A 14255-nucleotide genomic window follows, 5' to 3' on the forward strand; every position below is an offset into this window, starting at 1 on the left:
TCATGAGCGGCGACGACGAAGACACTAGTGGGGCGGCACTCGACCTTGGCCGCGACCTCATGCTGGCCGGCTCGCGGCTGCGCGACGCCGTGGGCCGGCGCGCCCAGCGCGAGTTCGGCATCACCGCCCTGCAGAGCGACATGCTCCTGCTGTTGGCCAACCGCGGCAGCATGATCTCGACCGAACTGGCATCCGCGTGCGGCGTCAACGCCAGCACGGTCACCCATGCCGTGGACGCGGGCATCGAACGCGGATTGATGCGTCGCGTGCGCAACGAAGCCGACCGCCGCCTGGTCGACATCGGCCTGACCGTGGCCGGCAAGCGCATGGCCGAGCGGGTTCGTGCCCTGGTCGCCGACCTCGCACGGAGCGCACTCGAAGGGGTCGGCACACCGGACCTGGCCGTCCTTGCGGAAAGCCTCGCCCAGGTCACCCGAAACCTCGAGAAAGACTAGGCCGCGCGGCGACCGAAGATCAGGTATAGCCCAAACAGGGAGAAGATCGCCCCTGCCCCGCCGTCGATCCAGCGACTGGCCCGCACGTAGCCACGGCGCATGGCCGGCAGGGCGAAGATCCCGGCGACCACGGCGAACCAGAGCGCGGTTTCCAGCGTGATCATCGCCCACAGGCCCCAACGTGCGCCGCCGGTCATCTCGTCGCCGACGAAGGCCGAGAAGATCGAGGCGAAGTAGATCGCCGCCTTCGGGTTGGCCAGGTTCGTCGCCAGGCCGCGCACCAAGGCCTTCCAGGGGCTGGACCCGCGCACGTCCACCGTCGGGGCGACGGCGTCGGGCTTGGCCCGCCAGGCCGCCCTCAGCATCTGAAAGCCCATCCAGCACAGGTAGGCGCCACCAAGGATGGCGATGCCCCGCTCCAGCCAGGCCAGTCGTTGCAGCAGCACGTGCAGCCCGAGCAAGGCCAGCGCGGCCCAGACGGCCACACCCAGGGCGATCCCGATCACCCCGGCCAGGGCCTCGCGCCGGGAACGGCTGGCCGCCAGTTGCGACACGAAGAAGAAGTCGGGCCCCGGCGTGATCAGGGCAACGATATGGACAAGGGCGATGGTCAGGAAGAGGCTCATGCCGGAAGGGTAGCCCAGCCACGTCCCGGCGCCAATTTCGCGGCCTACCTTGCCCGATAAGTCCACCTCCCGTAACCTCCCGTCTTTAAACGTGTTCACGATGCGGTCACGGGGCTACCCCCGGCCTTCAAAGGGGTAAGTCACGATGTTGGGTCTCTTGGGCCACGTAGGGTTTGGCCTGTTCGGTCTGGCGATGCTGCTCGCCATCGCCTTCTGCTTCTCGAACAACAAGCGCGTGGTCGACTGGAAGCTCGTCGCCACCGGCATCACGCTGCAGATCGCCTTCGCCGCGATCGTGCTCAAGGTGCCGCTCGGCCGCGACATCTTCGATGCCATCGCCACCGGTTTCGTGCACCTGCTCGACTACGTCGACGTCGGTTCGCGCTTCATCTTCGGCAGCCTGCTCGACAGCTCCAAATTCGGCGTGATCTTCGCCGTGAAGGTGCTGCCGACCATCGTGTTCTTCGCCGCCCTCACCGGCGTGCTCTACCACATCGGCGTGATGCAACAGATCGTCAAGGGCATGGCCTGGGTCATCACCAAGGTGATGCGGGTGTCCGGCGCGGAAACCACCAGCGTCTGCGCCAGCGTGTTCATCGGCCAGACCGAAGCCCCGCTGACCATCAAGCCCTACATCGAGCGCATGACCCAGGCCGAGCTCATGACCGTCATGATCGGCGGCATGGCGCACATCGCCGGCTCGGTGATGGCCGCGTATGTGGCGATGCTCGGCGGCGACGATCCGGCGCAACGCATGTTCTACGCGAAGCACCTGCTCACCGCTTCGGTCATGGCCGCTCCGGCGACGATGGTGCTGGCCAAGATCCTCGTGCCCGAAACGCAGGAGCCGCTCACCCGCGGCACCGTGAAGATCGAGGTCGAGAAGACCACCGCCAACATCATCGATGCCGCCGCCACCGGCGCGGGCGACGGCCTCAAGCTGGCCATGAATGTCGGTGCCATGCTGCTCGCCTTCATCGCGCTCATCGCGCTGGTGAACGGCCCGGTGCAGTGGGTCGGCACGCTCGGCGGCGAGCACAGCCTCAATGCCTGGCTTACCGCGCTCAATGGCCACGACGTAAAGCTCAGCCTCGAAACCATCTTCGGCTGGGTGCTCTCGCCGGTCGCGTGGCTGATCGGCGTGCCCTGGCAGGATGCGACGCTGGTCGGCAGTTTCATCGGCGAGAAGGTCGTCATCAACGAGTTCGTCGCCTATGCCGACCTCGCCAAGCATCTCGACCAGCTGCTGCCGCAGAGCCGCCTCATCGCCACGTACGCGCTGTGCGGTTTCGCCAACTTCTCGTCCATCGCCATCCAGATCGGCGGCATCGGTGGCCTCGCCCCGAACCGTCGTGGCGACCTCGCCCGCCTCGGCCTTCGCGCCGTGCTGGGTGGCTCCATCGCCACCTTCATGACGGCGACCATCGCCGGTGTGCTCGAGCAGTTCTGAGGAATGACCGCCGTACGTCTTATCGTCGTCGGCGGTTACAGCGAAGAAGAGCGCTGGCAGACGGCGCAGCTTCCGCGCAACGGCGAACCCGCCTATGCCGACGCCTTCGAGCGCCGGCCCGGCGGCAAGGCGTTTCATCAGGCGGTCGCCGCCTCGCATGCGGGGGTCGCCGTCGGTCTCATCGCCGCGATCGGCGACGACGTGATCGATCCGTCCGGCTTACCGCCGTTGGTCGATGCGCGCTGGCAGATGACACCGGGCGTACGTACCGGACGGACGGCCTTGATCGTCGATGCGAAGGGACAGACCATCTCGGCGTTGTCGTCGGGCGCCAACGCCCAACTTTCCATGGAATTCGTGGCGACGCAGTCGGATCTTTTCGATGCGGCCGAGGTGCTGTTAATCTCCGCCGAAGCGAACATCGATACCGTCGCCGCGACGCTGGAACTCGCCGGTTCGAAGCGGCTCCTGCGCGTTCTCGATCCGGGCCCGCTGCCGCCCGCCCTGTCGGTGCGCGAGTTCGCCAGCACGGATGTCCTGCTGTTGAGCCTGCATGAGTTCGCGCGCTGCTGCGGGCGCTTCCTCTCCATCGACATCACCCCGGCGACCGTGACCGGCATGGACGACACCACCATCAACGCCCTCGCCCGCCGCCTCTGCGCCGGCACGGTGGTGGTCTCGCTCGACAAGAGTTGCCTGGTCTCCCACGGCACCGATCGCCACGGCGACAGCGCGGACGTCTACCGCGCCGGCTCCTGCGGCCTCGGCGACGCGTTCAAAGGCACCCTGGCCGCCAAACTGGTCGACGCCCCCTGCTTCCGCGACGCGCTGACCGCCGCCTGCCTGGCATGACCTCGCTGGTGTGCCCCGACCTCCGGCATGCCCTGACCTCTGGCATGCCCTGACCTCTGGTGTGCCCTGACCTCTGTGTGCCCTGACCTCTGGTGTGCCCTGACCTCTGGAACACCCCGACCTCCGGAACACCCTGACCTCTGGTATGTCCTGACCTCTGGTGTGCCAAGGCCTCTGGAATGCCAAGGCCTACTGTGGGAGCCGATTCATCGGCGATGCTCTCCTCCCCGCATCCAACTACCGCTCAACCCTGATCTCATAAACCGACTTCCACCGCTTTCCGGTAACGAACAGGCGATCATGTGCCGCGTCATAAGCGATCCCGTTCAGAACATCGTTCTCCGGGTCGCCCACCTTCTGCGCCTGCACCAGCTTCGTCATATCCAGCCACCCCACGACATGCCCGGTCTTCGGATCGATCTGCGCAATCCGCGGCGTCTGCCAGACATTGGCGTAAATCTTCCCCTTCACCCACTCCAGCTCATTGATCTGCTGTAACGGCACACCATTCTCCGTCACGTCGATCAATCCGGTCTGCGCAAACGTCTGTGGATCCAGGATGCGAATGACCGGCGTCCCATCGCTCATGTAGATGTGGTCGGCGTCGCGTGTCATCGCCCAGCCTTCGCCCGGGTAGCGAATCGTGTCGATGAGCTTGAACGTAGCCTTGTCGTAGATGAAGCCGACACCCTGCTGCCAGGACAGCTGCAAGATGCGCTGGTTCGAGGCGATGATGCCTTCACCGAAGTAGCCCGCCGGCGTGTCGCGTCGCTGGACCACCTCGCCGGTCTCCAGCTTCACCTTGCGCACCCCGGCCCCTTCGAACTCACCGGTGCTTTCGTAGAAATAGCCGTCTTCATAGAAGAGGCCTTCGGTGAAGGCGGTCGGATCGTGGGGATAGGTATGTACGACGCGGAAGGGGTGGACCGGGATGTTGTCCGCAGCGCAGGCCGTTACCCCAACGGTAATCGTTAGAACGGTCCCTAGGGCATTGCGGGCGAACGCGTGCTTCATTGCGTGGTTCCGACAGTCGGTATGGGGAAGTTTAAACGGACAAGCCTACCGTTACGTTGTCGCCAGCACCTCATCGCCGCTGAAGCGGCTCCCACAACGAGCCATTCGCTACGGGTGCGGCGGAGCCGCTTGGACACGGGCTGCGTGGCGGCTATCCGCTTACGCAAAAAAAACCGCCGGCACGAAGGCCGGCGGTTCGGTGACCACGAACGGCCGATCAGCCGTTCTTCTTCAGCCATGCGTCGACCGCCGGTAGGCGCTGCGTGCGCACCATGTTGCGGTAGCGAATGGTGGCCTCGGCGGTATCGGCGTCGCGACGCGAGGTCGGAGCGATGCTCTTCTCGGCGAAGGCCCGCAGCTTGTCGATCGTCGAGAGCTCGAGGGAGCCCGAAGCGAGCAGCGGGTAATAGCGCGCGGCGGAGGTCGTGTCGACGAAGGTGTCGACCTTGTCCTTGTGGGCCACGGCAAAGTCGAAGGCCAACTCCGGATGATGGCGGGCGACGGTCGAAATCAGCATGGCGCTGTTCGTTTCACCGGCTTCGCCGCTCAGGGCGAGGTCGAGCGCACGCTTGGCCAGGGCTTCATCGTCCGTCTGCGCGAGCAAGCCGTAGAGGCTGTCCTTCACCAGGGGCGCCTTCTCCGCCTTGGCCGCTTCGTGCATCTTGTCCCAGGTCGCCGCGTCGGCGTGCTGTGCGACCACGGTGCGGATCACCTTGCGCAACTCGGCCGGCATCTGGTCGGTCTCGTAGCGACGACGCGCCTCCGCGATCACCTTGGCATCGCCAAGGCCGCCGAGTGAGCTGATAAGGGTCGAACGCAGGATCGCGACCGGCGCCTCTTCGCCCGCTTTCGCTTCCCAACCCACCTGCGCGAACTTCGGCGACAGGCGAGCGATGGCGTACTTGCGCAGCACGGCCTGACGCTTGGCATCGCCCTGGTAATACGCATCCAGCGCGGTGAAGTCGCGGGCGATGCCGTCCCAAAGCTGCGGCGGGGCATCCAGCGGCGCGACCTTGATCAGGTCGAGCACGTCGGAAGCCGGCTGGAGGCCCGCCATGCCCAGTGCCCATACATCGGCGAACACGCCGAGCTGGTCGATCGGCTCGAGCTTGGCGAACGAACCGGTCAGCGCCTTGACCTGCGCCGGCTGGTACAGCGTACGGAAGTAGCCGCTCTGGCCCGCGTTCACGAGCACCGGCGCGCAACCGGCAACCGTCATCGTGCCCGCGCCGTTCTCGAGCAAGGTGGTCGAGGTGGCGCCGCCGATCGTCTTCGCGATCACCGGCACGTGCCAGGTCAGCGGCTTCTTGTCGGGACGGTCGCGCGTGAACTCACCCTGCGACAGCTTCAGCGTGGTCGAGCCGTTGGCGCACGTCGCCGACTCCACGCGGACCAGCGGAATACCCGGCTGCAGCGTGAAATCGTGTGCGATCGTGCTCACCGGCTTGCCGGCCGCCGCATCGATGGCCGTCCACAGGTCGTTCGACACCGTGTTCGAGTACGCATGCGCCTTGATGTACGCCTGCACGCCCTTCTGCCATGCGTCCGGGCCGACATAAGCTTCGAGCATGCGGATGACGGATTCGCCCTTGGAGTAGGTGATCTCGTCGAAGGCCTGGCTGGCCTGCTCCACCGTGTCGATCTTCTGCACCACGGGATGCGTGGTCGCGACGGCGTCGCGCGTCATCGCGATCTCATGCGTGCGCACGGCGTCCAGGTTGGTATGCCACTCCGGGTGCAACCGCTCCGTGGTGCGCGAAGCGAGCCACGAGGCAAAGCCTTCGTTGAGCCAGAGGTCGTCCCACCAGCGCATGGTGACGAGGTCACCGAACCACTGGTGCGCCATCTCATGGGCGGCGGTATTGAAGACTTCCTGCTTGTCCGTCTGCGTGGAAATGGATGGATCGAGCAGCAAGGCGTACTCGAACGTGTAGATGGCGCCCCAGTTTTCCATCGCGCTGAAGAACTGGCTCTGCCCCGGCGATGCGATATTGTCGAGCTTGGGCAAGGGGTACGGCACGCCGAAATACGCGTTGTATTCCTGCAGCACGGCCTTGCCGGAGTCGAGTGTGAACTGCGCCTGCGAGGTCAGTCCCTTCTGGGTGATCACGCCGATCTCGACGCCGTCGGACATCGTGGTCGCGCGTTCGAACTCACCTGCGCCGAAGAACAGCAGGTACGTCGACATCTTCGGCGTCTTTGCAAAGGTGACCTTCTTCAGGCCATTGCCGAGATCCTTGCTCGACGCGATCGGCATGTTGTTCACCACCATGTCGGCGGTCGGCACGGTGGCGTCGAGGGTGAAGGTTGCCTTGTACGCCGGCTCGTCCCATGAGGGAACGAAGCGACGGGCATCGGAGTTCTCGAACTGCGTGTAGAGCGCGCGCTTCTTGCCGTCGGTCTTGGTGTCGTAATCGATCGCGAACAGGCCGTTGGCCTGCGTGCCGATCTTGCCGGTGTAATCCATGGCCAGGCGATAGCTGCCAGCTGGAATCGCGTGGTCGAAGGTGAAGGTCACCGTCTGCGCGGCGGCGTCGATGGCCACCTTCGGCGCGGCGAACTTCGCCTTGCCCGTGGTCGGCATCAGGGTGACGTTGGCGAACGTCATGTCTTCGGCGTTGAGCGTGATGGACGAAGTCGCGTCCAGCACGTCCACGGTGATCGCGACCTTGCCATCGAAGGCCAGCTTGTCGGCATGCGGCACGACGGATACGTCGTAATGCGTCGGGCGGACGCCGCGCGGAAGCTGGGTGGTGGCGAGCGGGTCGTTGTTTTCAGCGGCCGGAGCGGCAAACGCCGCCGTGGTCAGGCCGGCGAGCGCGAACGCGATCGCGGAGACGAGAGGTGTACGCATGTGAGGGGATCCCGGGAGTACGTCGCCCGGCCGGCAGCTCCGGCTGAGTCGATTGCTTCGATGCTGGGGCACCCGGTTGCGCTGGAGAAGCGCCGGAAGTCATGGGCGCAGGATCTTGCGGTTGGAGGAGCATCGCCGCTGAAGCGGCTCCCACAGGGGGCTCGCGGTTACCAGAGGCGCCATCAGGTCCCACAGGGGGCCCTCGGTTACCAGAGGCGCCACCAGCTGCGTTTTTCCAAACGCCGGAGGGCCTTGAGGTGACCGCGCTTGGCGGCCTTGCGGTACCAGGCCCGGGCAATGGCGGCGTTGCGCGGTACGCCTTCGCCGCGCTCGTGCAGGAGGCCCAGTTCGAACTGGGCATCCGCGTGGCCGCTGCCGGCGGCGGCGCGGTACAGGCGCACGACCTCATCGAGGTTGCGCGGTACGCCGCGGCCGTTGTCGATCATCTGGGCCAAGGCGTATTGCGCGGGCACGTGGCCGCGGTCCGCGGCCAAGGCCAGCCAGCGCACGGCCTCCGGTTCGTTGCGGGCGACGCCATCGCCCGAGGCGAGGCGCTGGCCGAGCAGGAACTGGGCCGGCGGGTCCTGCGGACCGATCTGGCTGAGGCGCTCGGTGCCGGCGGAAACGTTCCCGGCCTCGACACCCATCCCGGCCAGGCGCTGCTTCGCTTCGCTGTCGCCCTGCTCGGCGGCACGACCCAGCCACAGGCGCGCCTGCTCCCGGTCGCCCGGGAGATCGCTGGCTTCGAGGTACATCTTGCCGAGGGTGAACTGGGCGATGCTATTGCCCAACTCGGCCGCGCGGCGGAAATGATGAGCGCCCATGGCCGTATCGCGGGCCACGCCGATGCCGTCCACATACATGCGCCCGAGGCTGCACAGGGCGTCGCCGAATCCGCGTGCATCCGGCTGTCCGCGCTCCACGGCCTTGCTGTAGAACGCGAACGCCAGTTCGGCATCGCGCGGCACGCCTCGACCGAAATAATGGGAAACACCGAGGTTCACGCAAGCCTGGACATGGCCCTGGTCGGCCGCCAGCCCCCACCAATGCAGGGCTTGCACGCGGTCTGCATTGACGCCAAGACCGCGCGCGTAAAGCGTACCCAGTGCGCATTGCGCCTCGGCGAAACCGGCCTCCGCGGCACGCCGGAACCAGCCGGCCGCCTCGAAGGGATCGCGTGGCACGCCCGTGCCCTCGGCATAGTGCGTGGCGAGCCGGCACTGGCTTTCCAGGTGCCCCTGCTCGGCGGCCCGACGAAACCAGTGCACGGACCGCGAGCGGTCCTGGGTGATGTGCTCGCCCTCGAAATACATGGTGGCCACGCGGAACTGGGCCTGCACGTCGCCGAGCTGGGCATCCCTTTCCAGTGATCCAAACCGCTGCAAGGCATCCATTTCCGCGGCGAACCGACGGTCGCCCAGCAGCGTGCCTGTCTTCGCTTCCGACATCCCGTTCCCCTGAACCGCCTGCCGATCGTGGGCGCATCATAGGGGGATAAGCGGCCGGAAGATATCGGCTTTTTAGGCAGGTTTCGGCCGATCGGCGGTCTAGTCGAGCAACATGGCATGGACACTGGCCAGCAAGCCGTCGATCTCGAAGGGCTTGGTGATCATGTCCATGCCGACGCCGAGGAAGCGCGAGCGCTGCATGGCACTCTCGGCGTAGCCGGTCATGAACAGCACCGGCAAGGTCGGCCGCCAGGCTCGCGCCACGTCCGCCAGGTCGCGGCCGTTCATGCCAGGCATGCCGACATCGGTAAGCAACAGATCGAGACCGTCGTCGCCGCGCAAGATGCGCAAGGCGTGCTCGATATCGCCGGTCGCGATGCACTCGTACCCGGCGCGCTCGAGGATGGCCTGGGTCATCAGGCGAAGCGAGTCGGTGTCCTCGACGACGAGGATGCGCTCGCCGCGACCGCCATCGATGGGTGCCGCACGCTGCACCACGGGTGCCACGTCGCCCTGCCCCACCGGCAACAGCAGCGATACGTCGGTGCCCTCGCCCACGGTGCTGACGATACGTGCCTGCCCACCCGACTGCCTGGCGAAGCCGTAGATCATCGACAGGCCAAGGCCGGTGCCCTGGCCCAGCGGCTTCGTGGTGAAGAACGGTTCGAACACCTTGTCGAGGATATCCGGCCCGATCCCGCCGCCGTTGTCGGACACGGTAAGCATCACGTAGTCGCCGTCGGCGAGTTCGGCGTCGCGCTCGATGCGCGCCCGCGATGTCGCGATGCGAATCAGGCCCTCGCTGTCCATCGCGTCGCGCGCATTGATGACCAGGTTGATCACCGCGTTCTCGAGCTGGTTCGCATCCACATTGGCGATCGCCGGCGATGCGCAGAGGTCGAGCGCCAGCGAGATGTGCTCGCCGATGGTCCGCCGCAGCATGTCTTCCAGCGAGCGCACGCGCTCGTTCACATCCGTCGCCTGGGCGTCCAGCGGTTGCTGGCGAGCGAAAGCAAGCAGCCGATGGGTCAGCGACGAAGCGCGACGCGCGGACCCCAGCGCGGCATCGGCGAAGCGCTGCACGCCGTCGGTCCTGCCGGATTCCACCTGGCGATTGATCAGGTCGATGCCGGTGATGATGCTGGTCAGCAGGTTGTTGAAGTCGTGCGCGATGCCGCCGGTAAGCTTGCCCAGCGCGTCCATTTTCTGCGCCTGCAACAGCTGCGATTCGCTGCGTTCGCGCTCGGCGATCTCGATCGCCAGCTGGGTCGTCGCGGTATCGATCTGCTCCAACTGCGCGCGCTCACGGTGCCGCTGTTCGGTCACGTCGTCGATGAAGACCAGGCCCGCGTCGTTGCGATACGGCGTGACGCGCCACTCCGTCTCGCGCACCCCCATGGAACTGCGCATGTGCAGGTCGCCGCGCCAGCGGCGACGTGTCGCCAGGCTCTGCCGCATTTCTTCCAGCAGGTCTTCCTGGCCGGGCTCGAAGCATTCGTCGAGGCCATCGTCGCAACCGGCGTCGCCGGCCAGGCGCCGAAAGGCGTCGTTGGCCTCGATCACCTTGAGGCGACCATCGACCACGCCGATCGGCGCGGCGATATTGATGAAGATCTCGCGGAAGCGCGCTTCGGATTCGCGCAGCGCATCTTCGGTTTCGCGCACGCGCAACAGCGTGCGTATCGTCGCCAGCAGGACGTCCGGATCGACCGGATGAATCAGGTAGGCGTCGGCACCGTTGTCCAGGCCGGTGATCATGTCGCCGGTTTCGATCGATGCCGCGGACACGTGGATCACGGGCAGTAGCGAGGTTTCCGGCGACTCACGCAGCTTGCGCACGATGTCGAAGCCGCTCATGTCCGGCAGGTTCACGTCCAGGATGAGACCGGCGAACTCGTTCGCGGCGATCATGGCCAGCCCTTCGGAGCCGGTGCCCGCCTCGAGCACGGTGTAGCCGTGGCGCTCGACGGTGCGACGCATCGCATAGCGCGTCGCCGCGTTGTCGTCGACGATCAGCAGCCGGCTAGTGCGCGGCATCGGCGTCTCCTTCGGCGACCTTCAACGGAAGCACGACATGGAAGACCGAGCCCACACCGGCCGCGCTCTCCAGGCCTACTTCGCCGCCGAGCAGGTGCGCGAACTGGCGGCATAGCGACAGGCCGAGTCCCGTACCGCGCAAGCGCTTCTGCAGCGGCGAGTCGATCTGGGCGAAATCCTCGAACAGCACACTCTGCAACTCCTGTGGAATGCCAATGCCGGTGTCGCTCACCGCGAAGCGGACGTGGTCGGGGCCTTCCATGCCTGCGGTAACCCTCACTTCGCCACGCGGCGTGAACTTGAGCGCGTTGGAAATGAAGTTACGCAGGATCTGCGCAAGCTTCTTGTCGTCGGTATACAGCCGGGGCATGCCTTCGGGTGCTTCGAAGATCAGGTCCGCCTCGGTTGCATCCACGATCGGGCGGAACATGCCGCGCAGGGCGGAGAACAGGTCCATCAGCTCGAACCAGGCCGGCGAAATGGTGATTCGCCCCGCCTCGATCTTCGCCAGGTCGAGCAGGTCGTCGACCATGTCGCTGAGGTCGCGCGCCGCCGTGCTTACGAAAGCCAGCTGCTTGTGCTGTTCCTCGGTCAACGGGCCGTCCAGCTCGTCGTCCAGCAGGCGCGTCATGCTGAGGATGGAACCCAGCGGCGTGCGGAACTCGTGGCTCATGTACGAGAGAAACCGGCTCTTCAACTCGGACGCCTGGCGCAGCTGCTCGGCCTGGTTGTCCAGCTCGGCATACAGCGCGAGCACGCCCTGGTTCGTCTCGTCCAGCTCCGCGCGCAGTGCGTCGTTCTCGGCACGGAGGCTGTCGATGTCGTCGGCGCCACTCATAGGGAAGTCTCCAGTCGGATCGCAAGCACGGTCGCGTCGTCGCGGCCGCGCGAGTAATCCCGATGCAGCAAGGCGGTCACGACGGCCGGGTGGCGGGTCACCAGGCCAGGATAGTCGCGCAGGTTCCAGCGCGACTGCAGCCCATCGCTGTGCAGGATGAGCAAAAGCCCCTGCGCCGGCGAGAAGTCGAACGGCTGGCTGCGTCGTGCCTGTATGCCCACGATGCCGGGATGCGAGGCAAGGCCGCGTGAGCTTTCCGGACTCTGCAGGCTACCGGCGATGTTGCCGATGCCGGCGAAGCGCAGCGTGTCGGCCGCGCGGTCGAAGCGGGCTACGGCCACGGCGCCGCCGCGCGTGCCATGCATCGCGGCGTCCATCGCCGCGAGAGCGGCCGTCGGTTCGGCCTGGGCATCCGAAACCCATGCCTCGGTACCCGCCGCCGCCGCGTCACGCGCCTGTGGCCCATGGCCGAGGCCGTCCACCACCATCGCCCCGATCGCGCCATCGCTCACGCTCATGGCCCAGCCGTCACCGGAGACGACTTCCGTGCGTAAAGGATGGCAGGTGGCGCCAAAGCGCAGGTCGGCGCGGCTGCATCCCTTCGGATAGATACGTGCAAGCAGCACCGAACCGCGTTGGTCGGCATACATATCGAAGACGTCGGCCGCACGCTTGACCGCGCCCAGCCCTTCGCCCCGGGTACCACCCGTGGAATAGCCATCCGGCAGGCAGTCGGCAAGGTTGAACCCCGGGCCACGATCCACCGCGAGGAGTTCCACGCCACGCGTACCCTGTCCCGGAACCACCGCGACGTGGATCTCGCCGGTGCGCGCATGCTTGAGTACATTGGTGGCCAGCTCGGTCGCGATGAGCGCGACGCGTGCCGCGTCCGTTTCGTCCAGGCCGGCGCGTGCCGACTCCTTCAGGGCCACACGGCGCGCATGACCGATCTGACTGCTGTCTTCCACGGGGAGCACCACCGTGGGCTCCCCGGCAAACGTTACGTCCATTTGCAGATCATCACCCGGGTGCCTTCGCCGGGCGCGCTCTCCACCGAAAAGTCGTCGACGAGGCGCTTGGCGCCGGTAAGGCCCAGCCCCAGGCCGCTGCCCGAGGTCCAGCCGTCGGTCATCGCCAGTTTCATGTCGGCGATACCGGGGCCCTGGTCGCGGAAGGTCAGGCGCAGGCCCTTGCGACGTTCTTCCTCGACGATCTCCCAGTCCATGTCGCCACCGCGGCCGTAGACCACGGTATTGCGCGCCAGCTCGCTGGCCGCCGTCACCAGTTTGGTCTGGTCGACCAGGCGCAAGCCGGCCTCGACGGCGAGCTTGCGCGCCGTCTGTCGCGCCAGCACCACGTCCTGTTCGATGCGAACCGCCTGGGAGCCACTCTTGAGGATGTTCATTCCGCTTGCACGCGCTCGCGCAGGAGCTTCATCCCGCGCTCCACATCCAATGCGGTGATGACACCGGGAAGGGTCAGGCCCAGTTCGACCAGGGTGATCGCGACCGCCGGCTGCATGCCGACCACCACGGTCTGCGCATCCATGATCCGGGAAAGCCCGGAGATGGTGCCGATCATGCGACCGATGAAGGAGTCGACGATATCCAGCGCGGAAATGTCGATGAGCACGCCACGCGCGGAGGTCTTGCTGATCCGCTCGGAGAGGTCGTCCTGCAGCGTCATGGCGAGCTCGTCGTGCATGTCCACCTGGATGGTGACAAGCAGGAAGTCGCCCATGCGCAGGATGGGGATGCGCTCCACGTCAGCTCGCCTTGGTCACGGTGAGGCCCGAGCGCTTCAGCGCCAGCGCCAGCGCGTCGGCGAGGTTCGCCTTGGTCACGATGCCCTGCAGGTCCAGGCCCAGGTGCACGATGGTCTGCGCTATCTGCGGACGCACGCCACTGATGATCGCGTCGGCGCCCATGAGGCGGATGGCGGTCACGGTCTTGAGCAGGTGCTGTGCGACCAGGGTGTCGACCGTGGGCACGCCGGTGATGTCGATGATGGCGATTTCCGAGCCCGTTTCCACGATGCGCTGGAGCAGCGATTCCATCACGACCTGGGTCCGCTGCGAGTCCAGCGTGCCGATCATCGGCAGGGCGAGCACGCCATCCCAGAGCTTGACGACGGGCGTGGACAGCTCGAGCAGCTCCTCCTGCTGACGGGAAATCACTTCCTCGCGGGACTTCTGGAAGGCGCGCACGGTGTGCATGCCGAGAGCGTCGAGCAGCTCGGTCACCGCCCAGATCTGCGCGGCGAGTTCGGCCGGGTTGGTCGCGTACTCCGCCTGTAGCAACTCGAACAACGGACGCTTCAGCGAGAAGATGAAGTTCGCCGTGGCCTGCGAGTCGAAGCCCTGGAGTGCGCGGCTGCGGGAAAGACCATCGAGGAAGCCACGCGCGTCGGACCAGGCGGCGTCGCCGATGTTGCCGCTGTCGCTAGCGTTGACGCCGGCGAGCAGACGAAGGAACTCCCGCGTCTGCGCTTCGAATTCGGCATGGTTGATGCGCGCGTCGCGGGAAGCGCCGCTCGCATCGAGGTTGGCCTGCCAACTGGCCAGCAGATGGGTCTCGCTCTTGCGGATGGCGTCGATCGTCTGCTGGCTGAGTGCTGTCATGGTCATCCCCTGAAAACCACTATGATGCGGCCCAGCCGATGGCAATGGAATAGTGCCTGGC

13 protein-coding genes are annotated in these 14255 nt (G+C 66.2%); 3 read left to right on the plus strand and 10 right to left on the minus strand.

The annotated features are described in order from the left end of the window. Positions 1–2 precede the first annotated feature (2 nt). A complete protein-coding gene (locus tag VM621_RS12315) occupies positions 3–455 on the plus strand; it encodes a MarR family winged helix-turn-helix transcriptional regulator (protein ID WP_325469256.1) in 453 nt (150 codons plus the stop codon). On the opposite strand, the gene rhtC is transcribed toward VM621_RS12315, so the two are convergent. Further along, a complete protein-coding gene (gene rhtC, locus VM621_RS12320) occupies positions 452–1081 on the minus strand; it encodes a threonine export protein RhtC (protein ID WP_325469257.1) in 630 nt (209 codons plus the stop codon). The genes VM621_RS12315 and rhtC overlap by 4 nt on opposite strands. A 145-nt stretch (positions 1082–1226) precedes the next feature. Here rhtC and VM621_RS12325 point away from each other — a divergent pair, with 145 nt between their 5' ends. Beyond that, positions 1227–2531, plus strand: a complete 1305-nt coding sequence (locus tag VM621_RS12325; RefSeq protein ID WP_325469258.1) for a NupC/NupG family nucleoside CNT transporter — start codon at positions 1227–1229, stop codon at positions 2529–2531. 3 nt (positions 2532–2534) lie between these two features. Further along, entirely contained in the window at positions 2535–3383 is an 849-nt protein-coding gene (locus VM621_RS12330) for a PfkB family carbohydrate kinase (protein WP_325469259.1), read from the plus strand. A 237-nt stretch (positions 3384–3620) separates the two neighbouring features. On the opposite strand, the gene VM621_RS12335 is transcribed toward VM621_RS12330, so the two are convergent. The 9 genes from VM621_RS12335 to VM621_RS12375 all read right to left on the minus strand — a co-directional run bounded on the left by VM621_RS12335 (position 3621) and on the right by VM621_RS12375 (position 14194). Beyond that, positions 3621–4397: a glutaminyl-peptide cyclotransferase gene (locus VM621_RS12335; protein ID WP_325469260.1), complete on the minus strand. Its 777-nt coding sequence runs from the start codon at positions 4395–4397 to the stop codon at positions 3621–3623. 217 nt (positions 4398–4614) lie between these two features. Then, positions 4615–7251, minus strand: coding sequence for a M1 family metallopeptidase (locus VM621_RS12340; RefSeq protein WP_325469261.1), 2637 nt, complete (start codon positions 7249–7251; stop codon positions 4615–4617). 206 nt (positions 7252–7457) lie between these two features. Further along, the gene (locus VM621_RS12345; RefSeq protein WP_325469262.1) at positions 7458–8699 is read right to left on the minus strand and encodes a tetratricopeptide repeat protein; all 1242 of its coding nucleotides are present in this window, start codon (positions 8697–8699) and stop codon (positions 7458–7460) included. Positions 8700–8798: 99 nt separating this feature from the next. Next, positions 8799–10736 (minus strand): response regulator, encoded by a 1938-nt coding sequence (locus VM621_RS12350; protein WP_325469263.1) that lies wholly within the window; start codon positions 10734–10736, stop codon positions 8799–8801. Further along, positions 10723–11574, minus strand: a complete 852-nt coding sequence (locus tag VM621_RS12355) for a sensor histidine kinase (RefSeq protein WP_325469264.1) — start codon at positions 11572–11574, stop codon at positions 10723–10725. Before VM621_RS12355 ends, VM621_RS12350 begins: the two co-directional genes overlap by 14 nt. Beyond that, complete coding sequence (locus VM621_RS12360) at positions 11571–12584, minus strand: ATP-binding protein (RefSeq protein WP_325469265.1); 1014 nt, start codon at positions 12582–12584, stop codon at positions 11571–11573. The genes VM621_RS12355 and VM621_RS12360 overlap by 4 nt, the downstream gene beginning before the upstream one ends. Beyond that, a complete protein-coding gene (locus VM621_RS12365; RefSeq protein WP_325469266.1) occupies positions 12575–12979 on the minus strand; it encodes an anti-sigma regulatory factor in 405 nt (134 codons plus the stop codon). The genes VM621_RS12360 and VM621_RS12365 overlap by 10 nt, the downstream gene beginning before the upstream one ends. After that, a complete protein-coding gene (locus VM621_RS12370; protein WP_325469267.1) occupies positions 12976–13338 on the minus strand; it encodes an STAS domain-containing protein in 363 nt (120 codons plus the stop codon). The genes VM621_RS12365 and VM621_RS12370 overlap by 4 nt, the downstream gene beginning before the upstream one ends. A 1-nt stretch (position 13339) precedes the next feature. Further along, positions 13340–14194 (minus strand): STAS domain-containing protein, encoded by an 855-nt coding sequence (locus VM621_RS12375; RefSeq protein WP_325469268.1) that lies wholly within the window; start codon positions 14192–14194, stop codon positions 13340–13342. Positions 14195–14255 lie beyond the last annotated feature (61 nt).

Origin of the sequence: Luteibacter sp. (genome assembly GCF_035539195.1) — a bacterium.
Lineage (GTDB): Bacteria > Pseudomonadota > Gammaproteobacteria > Xanthomonadales > Rhodanobacteraceae > Luteibacter.